Origin of the sequence: Actinomadura verrucosospora (assembly GCF_039540335.1) — a bacterium.
Lineage (GTDB): Bacteria > Actinomycetota > Actinomycetes > Streptosporangiales > Streptosporangiaceae > Spirillospora > Spirillospora verrucosospora.
Window position 1 is genome coordinate 97,790 of the sequence record NZ_BAABEV010000004.1, and the last position, 14,281, is coordinate 112,070.

A 14,281-nucleotide genomic window follows, 5' to 3' on the forward strand; every position below is an offset into this window, starting at 1 on the left:
GTTCGGCGATGCTGGGGGAGTGTCAATGGAGACTCTGAACAGCGCCGCCGAGCTGCGCGCCTTCCTGCACGGCCTCCCCGGGGTGGACCGGGTGGGCGCCGAGGAGCGGGCGGCGCGGCTCGCCACCCGGTCGGTCAAGACGTCGGCGAAGGCCGCGGCGATCGACCTGGCGATCTCGATGGTGGACCTGACCACGCTGGAGGGCGCGGACACGGCGGGGAAGGTGCGGGCCCTGTGCGCCAAGGCCGCGCACCCCGACCCGGCGGACGCCTCGGTCCCGGCGGTGGCGGCGGTCTGCGTGTACCCCGACATGGTCGAGGTCGCGGTGCGGGCCCTGGCCGGGACGGGGATCGGCGTCGCGAGCGTGGCGACGGCCTTCCCGTCCGGGCGGGCGCCGATGGAGGCCAAGCTGGCCGACACCCGGGCGGCGGTGGCGGCGGGCGCGGCCGAGATCGACATGGTGATCGACCGGGGCGCGTTCCTGGCCGGCGACTACGCCAAGGTGCACGACGAGATCGTCGCGGTCAAGGACGCCTGCGGGACCGCGCACCTGAAGGTGATCCTGGAGACCGGCGAGCTGGCCACCTACGACAACGTGCGGCGCGCCTCCTGGCTGGCGATGCGCGCCGGGGCCGACTTCATCAAGACCTCCACCGGCAAGGTGTCGCCGGCGGCGACGCTGCCGGTGACGCTGGTCATGCTGGAGGCCGTCCGCGACTACCGGGCCGCGACCGGGCGGCAGGTCGGGGTCAAGCCCGCGGGCGGGATCCGCACCACCAAGGACGCGATCAAGTACCTGGTGCTGGTGAACGAGACCGCGGGACCCGACTGGCTGGCGCCCGAGTGGTTCCGGCTCGGGGCCTCCTCGGTGCTGAACGACCTGCTGATGCAGCGACGCAAGCTCGCCACCGGGGTGTACTCCGGTCCCGACTACTTCACGTTGGACTGATCATGGTTTTCGAGTACGCGCCGGCGCCCGAGTCCCGGTCCGTCGTCGACATCCGCGGCTCCTACGGGCTGTTCGTCAACGGCGAGTTCACCGACGGGCACGGCGAGCCGTTCAAGTCCGTCAACCCGGCCGACGAGACCGTCCTGGCCGACATCGCCTGCGCGGACGAGGCGGACGTCGACCGCGCCGTGCGGGCCGCCCGCACCGCCTACGACAAGGTCTGGGGCCCGATGCCCGGGGCCGAGCGGGCCAAGTACCTGTACCGGATCGCGCGGATCGTCCAGGAGCGGGCGCGCGAGCTGGCCGTGCTGGAGTCGATCGACAACGGCAAGCCGATCCGCGAGTCGCGGGACGTGGACGTGCCGCTGGCGGCGGCGTGGTTCTTCTACTACGCGGGCTGGGCCGACAAGCTGCGCCACGCCGGGTTCGGGCCCGACCCGAGGCCCGTCGGGGTGGCGGGGCAGGTCATCCCGTGGAACTTCCCGCTGCTGATGCTGGCCTGGAAGATCGCCCCCGCGCTGGCGTGCGGCAACACCGTCGTGCTCAAGCCGGCGGAGACGACGCCGCTGACGGCGCTGCTGTTCGCCGACATCTGCCGCCAGGCCGAGCTGCCGCCCGGCGTGGTCAACATCGTCACCGGCGCCGGCGAGACCGGCGCGGCCCTCGTCGCGCACCCGGGGATCGACAAGGTCGCCTTCACCGGCTCCACCGACGTCGGCCGGCAGATCGCCCGCACCCTCGCCGGGACCGGCAGGAGGCTGACGCTGGAGCTGGGCGGCAAGGCCGCCAACATCGTCTACGAGGACGCCGCCCTCGACCAGGCCGTCGAGGGCATCGTCAACGGGATCTTCTTCAACCAGGGCCACGTGTGCTGCGCCGGGTCCCGGCTGCTCGTCCAGGAGTCGGTCGCCGGGGAGGTGCTGGAGCGGCTGAAGGCGCGGATGGCGACGCTGCGGGTCGGCGACCCCCTCGACAAGAACACCGACATCGGGGCGATCAACTCCGCCGCGCAGCTGGCGCGGATCCGGGAGCTGTCGGACGCGGGCGAGGCCGAGGGCGCCGAGCGCTGGTCGCCGCCCTGCGAGCTGCCGGCCCAGGGCTTCTGGTTCGCGCCGACCCTGTTCACCGGGGTGGCGCAGTCGCACCGGATCGCCCGCGAGGAGATCTTCGGGCCCGTGCTGTCCGTGCTGACGTTCCGCACGCCGGAGGAGGCCGTCACCAAGGCCAACAACACCCCGTACGGGCTGTCGGCGGGCATCTGGACCGAGAAGGGGTCGCAGATCCTGTGGACGGCGCAGCGGCTGCGGGCCGGAGTGGTGTGGGCCAACACGTTCAACAAGTTCGACCCGGCCTCCCCGTTCGGCGGCTACAAGGAATCGGGGTTCGGCCGCGAGGGCGGACGCCACGGACTGGAGGCCTACCTCAATGCCTGACCGTCTCTCCGTGCGCAAGACCTACAAGCTCTACATCGGGGGCGCCTTCCCCCGGTCCGAATCCGGCAGGTCCTACCCCGTGACCGACTCCAAGGGGCGCTTCCTCGCCAACGCCTCCCAGGCGTCCCGCAAGGACGCCCGCGACGCCGTGGTCGCCGCCCGCAAGGCGTTCCCCGGCTGGTCCGGACGCACCGCCTACAACCGCGGCCAGATCCTGTACCGGATCGCCGAGATGCTGGAAGGCCGCCGCGACCAGTTCGTGGACGAGCTGCGCCAGGCCGGCGCGTCCAAGGGCGCCGCCGGGACGGAGGCGGACGCCGCCGTCGACCGCTGGGTCTGGTACGCCGGCTGGGCCGACAAGCTGGACGCCGTCGCCGGGGCCGCCAACCCCGTGTCCGGGCCGTTCTTCAACTTCTCCACGCCCGAGCCGACCGGGGTCGTCGCCGTCGTCGCGCCCGACTCGCCGCTGCTCGGCCTGGTGTCCGTCCTGGCCCCGGTCATCGTGTCCGGCAACACCGCCGTGGTGGTGGCGTCCGAACCGGCTCCGCTGCCCTCCGTCACCCTCGCCGAGGTGCTGGCGACCTCCGACCTGCCGGGCGGCGTCGTCAACATCCTCACCGGCCGCCGCACTGAGATCGCCCCCTGGCTGGCCGCCCACATGGACGTCAACGCCCTCGACCTCGCGGGCGCGCTCCCCGAGCACCTCCAGGAACTGGAGGAGAAGGCGGCGGGCAACCTCAAGCGCGTCCTGCTTCCGACGGGCGGCGACTGGACCGATGAGCCGGGAACCGCACGTATGACCGCGTTTCTGGAGACCAAGACCGTCTGGCATCCGGTGGGCGTCTGAGCTGAAATGACGCGGCGTGTGTAGAGGGTCACGAAGTGTGGAATAGATCTCCCCGTAACTGATCACAGTGGGGGGAGATCAGTGCCTACCAAGACCGAATCGCGTACGGCGAGCCGAGGGTCGGCCGCCCGTACGAAGAGCACATCAGCGACCAAGTCCACTGCCGCCAGGAAGCCGGCGGCGAAACGGACCTCGGCGGCGAAGGCGCCGTCGCGGTCCACGACCAGCCGCACGACCGCGACCAGGAGCGGCACGGCGAGGAAGCCCGCCGCGCCCAGCCGGTCGTCGGCGTCGTCGTCGGCGGCCGCGACCCGCGTCACCAAGGCCGCGAGCCAGGCCAAGACCGCCGCGACGCAGATGAAGTCGGTGGCGACCAAGGCGTCCTCGTCGGCCAAGGCCATGACGGCGATGACCAAGGCGATGACCAGCGCCACCAAGGCCATGTCCGACGCCGCGAAGGCGATGGACGCGGCGGCGAAGGTCATCACCACCACCGCCAAGCCGACGGGGACCCGCGCCGCGCCGGCGAGGAGGACCACGGCGGCGAGCAGGAGCGGCACGAGCCGGACCACGGCCCGCAAGTCCACCACGGCGGCGTCGAGCCGGTCCGGGACGGCCTCGGCCCGGACGACCGCCTCGAAGTCGTCCACGGCGCGCAAGTCCACGTCCAGGGCGGCAACGTCGCGGACGGCGGCATCGGCGAAGACGTCCGGCACCGCGAAGACGTCGGGGACGGCGAAGGCGTCCGGGACGGCCCGCAAGCCGGCCGCGCCCAAGTCCAGGGCCAGCGCCGCCCGCAAGTCGACGTCGTCGCGGACGACCGCGAGCACCAGGTCGGGCACCGCGAAGGGGTCGGCCAGATCGGGGACCGCCAAGCCCGCGGCTCCGGCCCGCAGGACGCCCGCGCGGACGACGACCGCGGGCACGTCCGCCGCGCGGCCGGCGCCGCCGCCACCGCCCGTCGTGGAGCCGAAGACCAACTCGCTCCAGCACTCGACGCGGACGGACGGCGGGTTCCTGAGCGGGCTCACCGACCGCGGCCGCGAGCGCTGAGACCGCGATGGACGAGAAGGACATCCTGGCGCGCATCGACGAGTACGTGGGGGAGGAGCGGCGGCTCCGCGAGCGGTACCAGCGCGACGAGCTCGACCGCGAGGAGGAGCACCGGCGGCTGGAACGGCTGGAGGTCGCGCTCGACCAGTGCTGGGACCTGCTGCGCCGCCGCCGGGCCAGGCTGGAGGCCGGCGAGGACCCCGGCGGCGCGGAGGTCCGGCCGCCGGACGAGGTCGAAGGCTACCTGCAATGACGGCGTCCCGGCCGCGGCGCCCGCTGCGGTTCGGCCTGTCCGTCGTCCCGGACGCCTCCGCTCCGCTGCTCCACACCGCCCGGGAGGCGGACCGGTTCGGGCTCGACCTGCTCGGGATCCGCGACCAGCCGTACCGGCGCGACACCGCCGACGCGCTCGCGCTGATGGCGGCCGTGCTGGCCGGCACGTCCCGGATCCGGGTGCTGCCCGCGGTGGCGTGCCTGCCGCTGCGACCGCCGGCCGCGCTCGCCAAGGCGATCGCGACGATGGACCGGCTGAGCGGCGGCCGCGCCGAGCTCGGTCTCGGCACGGGGATGGAGCCGGGCGGCGTCGAGGCCTACGGCGGGCCGCGCCTGGACGACGCGGCGTCGCGGCGCGCCCTGGAGGAGGCCGTGCAGCTCATCCGGCTGCACTGGAGCGACCAGAACGGGCTGCGGTTCGCGGGCGAGCACTACCGGTTCGCGGCGGCGCAGGCGGGCCCGGCGCCCGCGCACCAGATCGGCATCTGGTTCGGCGTCACCGGGCCGCGCGGCCTCGACCTCGCCGGGAGGGTCGCCGACGGCTGGATCGCGCCGTCGTCGCTCGTCCCGCCGAAGCGGCTCGCGGACGGGCAGCGCCGCGTCGACGAGGCCGCGCTGAGAGCCGGTCGCCGGCCCGGCGAGATCCGCCGCGTCTACGTCCTCGAAGGGGAGGTCGACGGGCGGGAGTCGCGGGGCTTCCTGCACGGCCCGCCGCGCCAGTGGATCTACGAGCTGACCGAGCTGGCCGTCGGGCACGGCGTCGACACGTTCCTGTACGGGGGCGACCCCGAGCAGCTCCCGGTGTTCGCCCTGGAGATCGTGCCGGCCGTCCGCGAGCAGGTCACCCGCGAACGGGCCGGGCCCGCGCAGGGCCCCGCCCAGGGGGAGGCCCGGCCGCAGGCTCCGTCCGTTCCCGGACAGCCCTCGCCGCGCGGCACGAGCGTGCCGTGACGCGGGGCGCCGCGCCCGGCGCCCCGTCTCACATGCGCTCGGGGGTGGGGACGCCGAGGAGGTCGAGGCCGGTGACGAGCGTGCGCAGCGTCGCCGCGCACAGCGCGAGCCGCGACGCCCGCGTCTGCTCGTCGGGGGCCTTCAGCACCGGGCAGTTCTCGTAGAACGTCGTGTAGGCGTCGGCGACCGAGTAGACGTAGCTCGCCAGCCGGTGCGGCTCGGCGGTCTCGCCGGCCTGCTTCAGCACGGCGCCGAACCCGAGCAGCTCCAGCGCCAGCGCGCGCTCGGCCGGGTGGACGAGCGTGATCGGGCCGGTCGCGTCCTCGGGGGCCAGGCCGCCCTTCCGGAAGATCGACCGGATCCGCGCGGTCGCGTACTGCAGGTACGGGCCGGTCTTGCCGTTGAACGAGATCATCCGGTCGAAGTCGAAGGTGTACTCGCTGTCGCGCGCCACCGACAGGTCGGCGTACTTCACCGCGCCCATGCCGACCGCCTGGACGATCTCGGCCCGGGTCGCGTCGTCGAACGGCTCGTCGTGCTGGATCTCGTCGAACACGGCGCCGGCCCGCTCGACCGCCTCGTCCAGCAGCTCCGCCAGCTTGACGGTGCCGCCGGCCCGGGTCCGCAGGATCTTGCCGTCGGTGCCGAGGACGTTCCCGATCTGCGCGTGCTCGGCCCTGACCTCGTCGTTCAGCCAGCCCGCCATCCGCGCGACGGCGAACACCATCTGGAAGTGCAGCGCCTGCGGCGCCCCGACCACGTAGATCATCCGGTCGACGTGCTCGGTGTCGACCCGGTACCGGATCGTGGCGAGGTCGGTGGTGGAGTAGTTGTAGCCGCCGTCGCTCTTGCGGATGATCACCGGGAGCGGCTCGCCCTCCCGGCCGGTGAACCCGGGCGGGAACGCGCACAGCGCCCCGTCGCTGATCACCGCGATGCCCTTGTCCTCCAGCTCCCGGGCGGTCGGGGCCAGCAGGTCGTTGTAGTAGCTCTCGCCCTTGATGTCGTCGTCGGTGAGCGTGACGCCGAGCCGCCCGTAGACGGAGTTGAAGTACCGCTTCGACACCTCGACGAGGACGTTCCACAGCCGCAGCGTCTCGGCGTCGCCCGCCTGGAGCGCGACGACCCTGCGCCGGGACCGGTCGGCGAACGCCTCGTCGCCGTCGAACTTCTCCCGCGCGGCCTGGTAGAACGCGGTCAGGTCGCTGACGGACGAGTCGTCCCGCGCGGCGGCGTCCTCCCCGAGGTCGAGCAGGTGCTCGATCAGCATGCCGAACGGGGTGCCCCAGTCGCCGACGTGGTTGTCCCGGACGACCTCGTGCCCGAGGAACGCCAGGATCCGCGCGATCGCGTCGCCGACGATCGTGGTCCGCAGGTGCCCGACGTGCATCTCCTTCGCCACGTTCGGGGAGGAGTACTCGACGACGACCTTCTGCGGCTTGTCGGCGGGGGGGACGGCGAGCCGCTCGTCCTCCAGGGCCCGCTGCGCCTCGCCGGCGATCCACTCGTCGCTGAGCGTCAGGTTGATGAACCCGGGCCCGCTGACCTGCACCTGCGACACGACCCCCGCCGTGTCGAGGTGCGCCGCGATCTCCTCGGCCACGTCTCGCGGCTTGCGGCCCAGCTTCTTGGCCAGCGGCAGCGCCACGTTGGCCTGAAGGTCGGCGAACTGCGACGGCCGGATGACCGGGTCGGTGTCCGCGTACGACGGTCCGAAGGCGGCGCTCAGCGCGGCCTGGACCCGGGCGGCGAGTACGAGTTGCGGATCGGGCATGTTCCAAGGTTATCGGCGACGCGGAGGGGCCCGGAATCGGTTTTGGGCGGGGCTAGTGCCCGGTGGGCGGCTCCGTGCGGTCGGGGACGGTGTCGGCGGCGGGGGAGGGGACCTCCGGGACCTTCTCGCCGGGCCGGTCCGCCGGCTTGTCGGCGGGCCTGTCGCCGTCGCGCTCGCCGTGCGTCCAGCGCCCGAAGCGGGACGTGCGGGTCGCGGCGACCTGCTCGCGGATCCGCTCGACGATCCGTCCGGCGGCCAGCCGGTGCGCCAGGTCGCAGGCCGAGGTGATGGCGCGGGCCCGGGAGGCGCCGTGCGCGATCACCACCGTCCCGTTCAGGCCGAGCAGGACGCCGCCGCCGTAGGTGTCGGGGTCGAGGCGGTCGCGCAGGTCCTGGAGGCGGCGTCGCTGCAGCAGCGCGCCCATCCGCGCGGCGGGGGTGGAGGTCATCGCGTCGCGGATCTCCGCGAACGCGGTGGCGACGGTGCCCTCCACGGCCTTGAGCGCGACGTTGCCGGTGAAGCCGTCGGCGACGACGACGTCGACGCGCCCGCTCAGCAGGTCGTGGCCCTCCACGTTCCCGGCGAACTCGATGCCGTGGCTGCCCGTCGCGAGCAGCTCGTGCGCCCGCTTGGTGAGCTTGTTGCCCTTGCCCGCCTCGGCGCCGATGTTGAGCAGGCCCACCGACGGCCGGTCCACCCCGAGCAGGATCTGCGCGTACGCGGTGCCGAGCGCGGCGAACTGGACGAGGCCCTCCGGCTTGACGTCCGCGGTGGCGCCCGCGTCCAGCAGGATCGTGGGGCGCGGCCGTGTCGGCAGGGCCACCGCGATCGCCGGGCGCATCACGCCCTGCTGGCCCTTGAGCCGCAGCCGCGACGTCGCCACCACCCCGGCGGTGCTGCCCGCCGAGACCAGCGCCGACGCCCGGCCCTGCTTGATCAGGTGGCAGGCGATCGCGATGGACGAGCGGGGCTTGCGCCAGCTCGCGAGCGCGCCCTCGCCCATGTCCAGGGCCTCGTCGGCGTTCACGATGGGGATCGTGCCGAGGACGCCGTGCAGGTCCAGCTCCCGCCGGATCCGCGCCGCCCGCCCGACCAGCACCAGCCGGACGCCGTGCTCGCGGACCGCGGCCACCGCCCCCGCGATGATCTCTTCGGGGGCGTGGTCGCCGCCCATCGTGTCGACCGCGATCGGCAGCGGGCGCACCGGCGCGGGACGGCGCGGCGCCGGGCGCGGCGCGGTGCCTCCGGGCGGCGGGGCGGACCGCGGCGGCGCCGGGCTCGTGCGAGGCGGGGCGCCGCCGGACGGCCCGGTGCTGGACGGTGCGGTGCGGGGCGCCGCGGGGGCCCGCTCGGGCGGGCCGGGCTCCGCCGGGCGAGGCGTCACGGGCCGCGACGGCTCGCCGGTGCCGGTCATGGCCGCTCCAGGAGGACGGAAGGAAACACGGTGGGCCGCAAGAACGCAGCTCATCGCATCGTATGGCGTCCTTTCGCCTGCCTCGGCGCCCCACGCCCGGAGTGGCGATCCTCACGCCGCCGGGACCGGCCCCTAGCCCTCGTCCTTGCGGCAGTCGGCGCCCAGGCACGACGCGTTCTCCACGACAGGCCGGCCGTCCACGAGGATCGTGTAGTAGTTGCGGCGCGACTCCTGCTCACCGCTGCCGATGACCTCGACCGGCTTCTCGTCCGAGGTCATGCCGGTGCAGGACACGCGCATCTTCGTCCGCGTCCAGCCGGGCAGGTCCGCGCACCGCAGCGGCGCCCCGAGCCGCACGCCGCGCTTCTGCAGCTCGGCGGTGGCCGTCACGGGAAGCGCCCTGCGCAGTGCGGCCTGCGTCTTGTACTGCAACTCCTCGCCCCCCGACAGCAGCAGGAACGCGCCGCCGCCCACGGCGGCGATCACGAGGAGCGCTACGGACCCCAGGATCAGGGCCGGCTTGCGGCCGATCCGGAGGCGCGGCATCTTCACGCTGGGAATCTTCACACTCGCTACGTCACCGACGGTACGGCCCCGTATGCACTGCGTGTTCGGATTTTCCGTTCCGTATGCGGATTCGTTGCCCGGTCAGCCGTTCGGGTGCTCGCAGCCGAGGCCGAGGCAGCTCTTGCGGAGCACCTCGCGCCCGCCGACGCTCACCACGTAGGACTCGCGCGGACGCTCGGTGTCGGCGTCGTGGACCACGCCCTCCACGGTGACCGGCTCCCCGGTCGTGGTCAGGGCCGTGCAGCCGACGCGCACCTCCGCGTCGGTCTCCCGGCCCGGCGACCTGCAGTCCGGGCGTTCCCGCAGCTCGATGCCCTGCTCGCCCAGTTCGTCCACGACCCCGTCGGTGACGGCGTTGCGGTACGCCCCGTCGGAGATCCTCTGCATGACCTTGCAGCCGGACATCGTCACGGCGAGCAGGACGGCGAGCACGGCGGCGGGGAGGCGCCTCATGCCGCCCCCTCCATCCGGCGGAGGCCGGCGACCGCGTCGGCCACCGCGTCGGGACGGTCGAGCGGGACCATGTGCAGGGCGTCGGGCAGCTCGATCCGCGTGCCGTGCGGGGTCATCCCGGCGAGCCGCTCGTGCGCCTCGGCCCAGGCGCGCTTGCGGTCGTCGCCGTCCACGTCGCCCAGCGCGGTCACCACGGCCAGCGGGACGGGCGGGAAGGGGCGCCGCGCGCGGAGACCCGCCAGGTCGGCGGCCATCTCCCGGTAGGCCATGTCCTCCGCGAGAACCGTGCCGAGGACCGTCCCGCGCCCGTACACCGACAGGACGACCTCCTCCGGGACGGTGTCGTCCCGGAGGCTGGTGCGCTTGAGGACCATGCGGCGGCCGAACGGCCCGGCGACCCGCGCCAGCCGGGTCGCGCCGAGCACCGCGCCCGCCGCCGCGGCGAGCGGGGCCAGCGCGGCGGCCAGCCGCACGGGCACCCACGCGTCGCCCTCGTAGCTCGGATCGAGCAGCACCATGCCCCGCACGAGCCGGTGGCGCGTCCTGGCCAGCGCCTCGGCGGCGAACGCGGCCATCGAGTGCGCGAGGACGGTGACCGGCCGGCCGGCCCGCTCCGCCAGGGCCCCCATGACGGCGGTGTCGCGGCGCAGCGAGGGCGGCGCGGCGGCCGCGGGGCTGAGCCCGAGGCCCGGACGGTCGTAGACGATCACCCGGTGGTCCTCCCGGAGCAGCGCGACGGAGGGCTCCCAGTCGAACCAGGCTCCGCCCAGCCCGGAGCTGAGCAGCAGCGGCGGCCCGTCCGCCGGGCCCGACTCGACGACGTGCACCTGCTCGCGGCCCACGTTCACGATCTCGCCGGGGCCGAGGTCCGCGCCGCCGTCCGCCCTGCCGTCCGTGCCGCTCACAGAAGGGCCTCCGCCCGCTCGTCCGGCGCGCCCCGTGCCGCGCGCGCCGCGTCCCTCCGGTCGGAGTACAGCGCCCACGCGATGGTCAGCAGGCCCAGGCACAGGATGCCGATCTGGACGCGCTGGACGATCCCGAGCCACTGCCCCGCGTACATCGCCACCAGCGTCCCGAGCGCGGCCACCGACTCGGCGAGCGCCAGCAGCCAGCCCCACCGGGCCAGGGCGGGCCACCAGCCGTACCGGCGGGCGGCCAGGGACAGCAGCAGCAGCGCCGCCACCCCGCAGACGATCACGGCGCTGCTGGTCACCGAGTGGAACTCGTGGGAGAACGACACGTTCTCGGAGCGCTCCCGGAGGGCGCACCAGGTCTCCAGGCTCGGCGCGCAGTCCAGGGGGAAGGACGCGTCGCCGATGGCGCACACGCCGAACAGGCCGAGGAACACCCACCCCGCGGTGGCGAGGGGCGCGCGGGTGAGCTTGCGGAGCGTCCCGGCCGCCACCAGGATCGACAGGACGCCGGTGATGAGGTCGCCGGCGCTGTAGACGAAGTGGAACGGCTGGTCGGAGGCCGAGAGCTCGCTCACATAGCCGTTGAAGAAGTCCAGCTTGGGGCTGAGGAGGTTCTCCAGCACGAAGCTGGCGTAGGTGACCGACGCCAGCCCCGCGAGAACGATCAGGTGCATGGGGACGACACCCGGCCCGCCCCGGTGGTCAGCGTTCACCCGGCCCCCTCACGCGCGCGCGGTCCCGCGCGCCGATCGGTCCTACCCGCCCCCCAGTATTTCCGAACCGGCCGCGGGTGTGTGACCTGGGGCGCTCTTTGCCGAGTATCCGCTGGCCGAAGACTTGGGGGCGGCTGACGGAGAAGTTGACGTCCTGTAGCCGTTGGACAAGACATGAGGCGTCAACGATGATGACGGAGCCTATTTGTCGGGGATGTCCTGACCATGGCTTTGTCGGGGACGTACAGGGGGTACTAATTCGGCATGAAGCCACCCCAAACGGTTGAATGAGGTGGCCCGAGCGGTTCTGATCACGGTACGTGGCGGCGCGCCCGGGTGCGCTTCCCCCGCTGACAGCAAGGAGTACCAACACGTGACACTGGTGAACGACGCGGCTCCCGCAATGCGATCCACCGGTCGCAAGTTCCGCGCCTTCACGGCGAAGCACCTCGACGAGCTCACCGCTCGCGCGGGGCTGACACCCGCGCAGCGGCTCGCGACCCGGGCGGTGGCGACGGTCCTGCCCTTCCGGACGAACGCATACGTCATCGAGGAGCTCATCGACTGGTCGGCCGCGCCCGACGACCCGATCTACCGGCTCGTCTTCCCCCAGGAGGACATGCTTCCCGCCGAGGACGTCGCGCGCCTGTCGGACCTGCTGAGCCGCGAGGCGCCGAAGGCGGAGATCGAGGCCGCCGCCCACCTGGTGCGGATGAAGCTGAACCCGCATCCGGCGGGCCAGATGGAGCTCAACATCCCGAGCTTCGGGGACGGCAAGATCCCCGGGATGCAGCACAAGTACGACGAGACGGTGCTGTACTTCCCCAAGCAGGGCCAGACCTGCCACGCCTACTGCACCTACTGCTTCCGCTGGGCGCAGTTCGTCGGCGAGGCCGACCTGAAGATGGCCGGCGACGAGCCCACCGCGCTGCGCGAGTACATCCTCGCGCACCCCGAGGTCACCAGCGTCCTGTTCACCGGCGGCGACGCCATGATCATGGGCGAGCCGGTGCTGCGCCGCTACGTCGAGCCGCTGCTCGACATCGAGCAGCTCGAATCCATCCGGATCGGGACCAAGTCGCTGGCGTACTGGCCGCAGAAGTTCGTCACCGACCCCGACGCCGACGACATGCTCCGGCTGTTCGAGCAGGTCGTGGCCTCGGGCAAGAACCTGGCGTTCATGGCGCACTTCACGCACCCGCGCGAGCTCGAACCCCTCATGGTCGCCGAGGCGTGCCGCCGCATCCGCGACACCGGGGCGGTCATCCGCACCCAGGCGCCGCTGATCCGGACGATCAACGACGACCCCGCCGACTGGGAGAGCATGTGGCGGACGCAGACCCGGATGGGTCTGATCCCGTACTACATGTTCGTCGAGCGCGACACGGGCCCGCAGGACTACTTCGCGGTGCCGCTCGGCCGGGCGTACGAGATCTTCCGCGACGCCTACAAGCACGTCTCCGGACTGGCGCGGACCGTCCGCGGCCCGTCCATGTCGGCCACGCCCGGCAAGGTCTGCGTGGACGGGGTCATGGAGATCGCGGGCCAGAAGGTCTTCGCGCTGCACTTCATCCAGTGCCGCGACGCCGATCTCGTCGGCAAGCCCTTCTTCGCGCAGTACGACCCTGAGGCGGTCTGGCTGGACCACCTCAAGCCGGCCTTCGCCGACCGCTTCCCCTGGCAGAAGTAGCCGCGTCCGTGGCGTGTTCGCTTCTCACAGGGCGAACACGCCACACCCCCCGGCGCAGCGGCCGGTGGAGCCAGAGGCACGCCACCAGCGTCGCGGCCCCGCACAGCGCCATGACCCGTCCGGGCGCCACCGCCTCGCCCAGGGCGCCCGCCAATCCGATTCCGGCGGCCTGTCCGGTCATGAGGCCGCTGCCGTACAGGCCGACCGCCTGCCCGCGGATCTCCTCGGGCACCGCGTCCACGAGCCGCCGCTGGACGACCAGCTCGTACCCCAGCCCGAACGTCCCCGCCGCCATCAGCGCGCACGCCGCCGGAAGGCCCGGCCCGAAGGCGAACAGCAGGAGCGGCGCGCCGGTCAGCGCGGCCAGCGGCAGCGCGAGGCGCTCCCGCAGGTCCGGGCGGATCCAGCGGGCCGCCACCAGGTTCCCGGCGAACATCCCGGCCGCGGCGGCCGACAGCAGCAGCCCGGCCGCGTCCGGACGGCCGAGGCCGTCCGCGTAGGGGACCGCGACCCCCTCCGCCCCCACCGACAGGGAGATCGGCAGCCACCCGGCCAGCAGCAGCCCGCGCGTCGTGGGGCGCCCGAGCAGGAGCCGGTTGGTGCGCCACGTCGCCCGCGCCGCCCCGGTGGACGCCGACGGGGCCGGCGCCGGCGCGTCCGGGAGGCGGAAGCGGGCGAGGCCCGCGGCCAGCGCCGCGCTGGCGGCGGCGAGCCAGAGCGTCCCCGCCGGGGCGAGCACCGACAGCAGCAGCCCGCCCGCCGCCTGGCCGGCGATCTGCGCGCCCGCGCTGGTCATCGTGAACAGCGACCGTCCGAGCACGTAGCCGTCCCCGGGCAGCAGGACGGGCAGCCGGGCCTGGACGGTCGCGCTGCCGACCGGGGCGAACAGCCCCACCGCGACGAGCAGCGCCATGGTCAGCGGCAGCGGCAGCCCGCCCACCGCGAGGACGGCCGTGACCGCCAGGCGCAGCAGGTGGTAGCCGGTGAGCAGCCGCCGCGCCGGGACGCGGTCGGCGAGCGAGAGCAGGAGGGCCCCGCCGACCACGTACGGGAGCATTCCGGCGGCGAAGACGAGGGCCGCCGCGACCGGCGAGCCCGTGCGTTCGAAGGTCTGGACCGACAGCGCGATCGTGCGGACCGAGTCGCCGGCCACCTGGAGCGTCTGGAGGGAGAACAGCGTCCGGAACTCGGGGACGCCGAACACGTCGCGGTACCGCGCGGAGGTCGTCGAAGAAGCGGTCATGGCGGCG

14 protein-coding genes are annotated in these 14,281 nt (G+C 73.6%); 6 read left to right on the forward strand and 8 right to left on the reverse strand.

The window, feature by feature from the left end:
- Positions 1-25: 25 nt before the first annotated feature.
- Genes deoC through ABD944_RS06230 form a run of 3 tightly spaced genes read left to right on the forward strand, consistent with a single transcriptional unit; the run spans position 26 to position 3,229 of the window.
- Positions 26-949: a deoxyribose-phosphate aldolase gene (gene deoC / locus ABD944_RS06220; protein ID WP_345173263.1), complete on the forward strand. Its 924-nt coding sequence runs from the start codon at positions 26-28 to the stop codon at positions 947-949.
- Between the two features lie 2 nt (positions 950-951).
- Positions 952-2,382, forward strand: a complete 1,431-nt coding sequence (locus tag ABD944_RS06225; protein WP_345173265.1) for an aldehyde dehydrogenase family protein — start codon at positions 952-954, stop codon at positions 2,380-2,382.
- A complete protein-coding gene (locus tag ABD944_RS06230; RefSeq protein WP_345173266.1) occupies positions 2,375-3,229 on the forward strand; it encodes an aldehyde dehydrogenase family protein in 855 nt (284 codons plus the stop codon). The genes ABD944_RS06225 and ABD944_RS06230 overlap by 8 nt, the downstream gene beginning before the upstream one ends.
- A gap of 62 nt (positions 3,230-3,291) precedes the next feature.
- Here the strand turns inward: ABD944_RS06230 and ABD944_RS06235 are convergent, their stop codons facing one another.
- Positions 3,292-4,260, reverse strand: a complete 969-nt coding sequence (locus ABD944_RS06235) for a hypothetical protein (RefSeq protein WP_345173268.1) — start codon at positions 4,258-4,260, stop codon at positions 3,292-3,294.
- Between the two features lie 29 nt (positions 4,261-4,289).
- Between ABD944_RS06235 and ABD944_RS06240 the strand changes: the two genes are divergently transcribed.
- Both ABD944_RS06240 and ABD944_RS06245 read left to right on the forward strand, forming a co-directional pair.
- Positions 4,290-4,535 carry a DUF2630 family protein gene (locus tag ABD944_RS06240; RefSeq protein ID WP_345173269.1) on the forward strand — a complete coding sequence of 82 codons (246 nt, stop codon included), beginning with the start codon at positions 4,290-4,292 and terminating at the stop codon, positions 4,533-4,535.
- Positions 4,532-5,506 (forward strand): LLM class flavin-dependent oxidoreductase, encoded by a 975-nt coding sequence (locus ABD944_RS06245; RefSeq protein WP_345173271.1) that lies wholly within the window; start codon positions 4,532-4,534, stop codon positions 5,504-5,506. Before ABD944_RS06240 ends, ABD944_RS06245 begins: the two co-directional genes overlap by 4 nt.
- Positions 5,507-5,534: 28 nt before the next feature.
- On the opposite strand, the gene argS is transcribed toward ABD944_RS06245, so the two are convergent.
- The 6 genes from argS to ABD944_RS06275 form a co-directional block, all read right to left on the reverse strand.
- The gene (argS, locus tag ABD944_RS06250; RefSeq protein ID WP_345173272.1) at positions 5,535-7,280 is read right to left on the reverse strand and encodes an arginine--tRNA ligase; all 1,746 of its coding nucleotides are present in this window, start codon (positions 7,278-7,280) and stop codon (positions 5,535-5,537) included.
- 52 nt (positions 7,281-7,332) lie between these two features.
- The gene (gene plsX, locus ABD944_RS06255) at positions 7,333-8,694 is read right to left on the reverse strand and encodes a phosphate acyltransferase PlsX (protein ID WP_345173274.1); all 1,362 of its coding nucleotides are present in this window, start codon (positions 8,692-8,694) and stop codon (positions 7,333-7,335) included.
- Between the two features lie 132 nt (positions 8,695-8,826).
- Positions 8,827-9,240, reverse strand: a complete 414-nt coding sequence (locus ABD944_RS06260; RefSeq protein WP_345173599.1) for a hypothetical protein — start codon at positions 9,238-9,240, stop codon at positions 8,827-8,829.
- A 102-nt stretch (positions 9,241-9,342) separates the two neighbouring features.
- Positions 9,343-9,714: a hypothetical protein gene (locus ABD944_RS06265; protein WP_345173275.1), complete on the reverse strand. Its 372-nt coding sequence runs from the start codon at positions 9,712-9,714 to the stop codon at positions 9,343-9,345.
- The gene (locus ABD944_RS06270; RefSeq protein WP_345173277.1) at positions 9,711-10,619 is read right to left on the reverse strand and encodes an alpha/beta fold hydrolase; all 909 of its coding nucleotides are present in this window, start codon (positions 10,617-10,619) and stop codon (positions 9,711-9,713) included. The genes ABD944_RS06265 and ABD944_RS06270 overlap by 4 nt, the downstream gene beginning before the upstream one ends.
- Positions 10,616-11,341 carry a DUF998 domain-containing protein gene (locus ABD944_RS06275; RefSeq protein WP_345173278.1) on the reverse strand — a complete coding sequence of 242 codons (726 nt, stop codon included), beginning with the start codon at positions 11,339-11,341 and terminating at the stop codon, positions 10,616-10,618. The genes ABD944_RS06270 and ABD944_RS06275 overlap by 4 nt, the downstream gene beginning before the upstream one ends.
- 403 nt (positions 11,342-11,744) lie before the next feature.
- Between ABD944_RS06275 and ABD944_RS06280 the strand changes: the two genes are divergently transcribed.
- Entirely contained in the window at positions 11,745-13,031 is a 1,287-nt protein-coding gene (locus ABD944_RS06280; RefSeq protein WP_345173280.1) for a KamA family radical SAM protein, read from the forward strand.
- Here the strand turns inward: ABD944_RS06280 and ABD944_RS06285 are convergent.
- The gene (locus ABD944_RS06285) at positions 12,991-14,274 is read right to left on the reverse strand and encodes an MFS transporter (RefSeq protein ID WP_345173281.1); all 1,284 of its coding nucleotides are present in this window, start codon (positions 14,272-14,274) and stop codon (positions 12,991-12,993) included. The genes ABD944_RS06280 and ABD944_RS06285 overlap by 41 nt on opposite strands.
- Positions 14,275-14,281: the final 7 nt, after the last annotated feature.

Coding starts and splice junctions, on each gene's coding strand:
- ABD944_RS06230 (WP_345173266.1), top strand. CDS start 2,375: ATGCCTGACCGTCTCTCCGTGCGCAAGACCTACAAGCTCTACATCGGG.
- ABD944_RS06240 (WP_345173269.1), top strand. CDS start 4,290: ATGGACGAGAAGGACATCCTGGCGCGCATCGACGAGTACGTGGGGGAG.
- ABD944_RS06225 (WP_345173265.1), top strand. CDS start 952: ATGGTTTTCGAGTACGCGCCGGCGCCCGAGTCCCGGTCCGTCGTCGAC.
- deoC (WP_345173263.1), top strand. CDS start 26: ATGGAGACTCTGAACAGCGCCGCCGAGCTGCGCGCCTTCCTGCACGGC.
- argS (WP_345173272.1), bottom strand. CDS start 7,280: ATGCCCGATCCGCAACTCGTACTCGCCGCCCGGGTCCAGGCCGCGCTG.
- plsX (WP_345173274.1), bottom strand. CDS start 8,694: ATGACCGGCACCGGCGAGCCGTCGCGGCCCGTGACGCCTCGCCCGGCG.
- ABD944_RS06260 (WP_345173599.1), bottom strand. CDS start 9,240: ATGCCGCGCCTCCGGATCGGCCGCAAGCCGGCCCTGATCCTGGGGTCC.
- ABD944_RS06265 (WP_345173275.1), bottom strand. CDS start 9,714: ATGAGGCGCCTCCCCGCCGCCGTGCTCGCCGTCCTGCTCGCCGTGACG.
- ABD944_RS06280 (WP_345173280.1), top strand. CDS start 11,745: ATGCGATCCACCGGTCGCAAGTTCCGCGCCTTCACGGCGAAGCACCTC.
- ABD944_RS06285 (WP_345173281.1), bottom strand. CDS start 14,274: ATGACCGCTTCTTCGACGACCTCCGCGCGGTACCGCGACGTGTTCGGC.
- ABD944_RS06245 (WP_345173271.1), top strand. CDS start 4,532: ATGACGGCGTCCCGGCCGCGGCGCCCGCTGCGGTTCGGCCTGTCCGTC.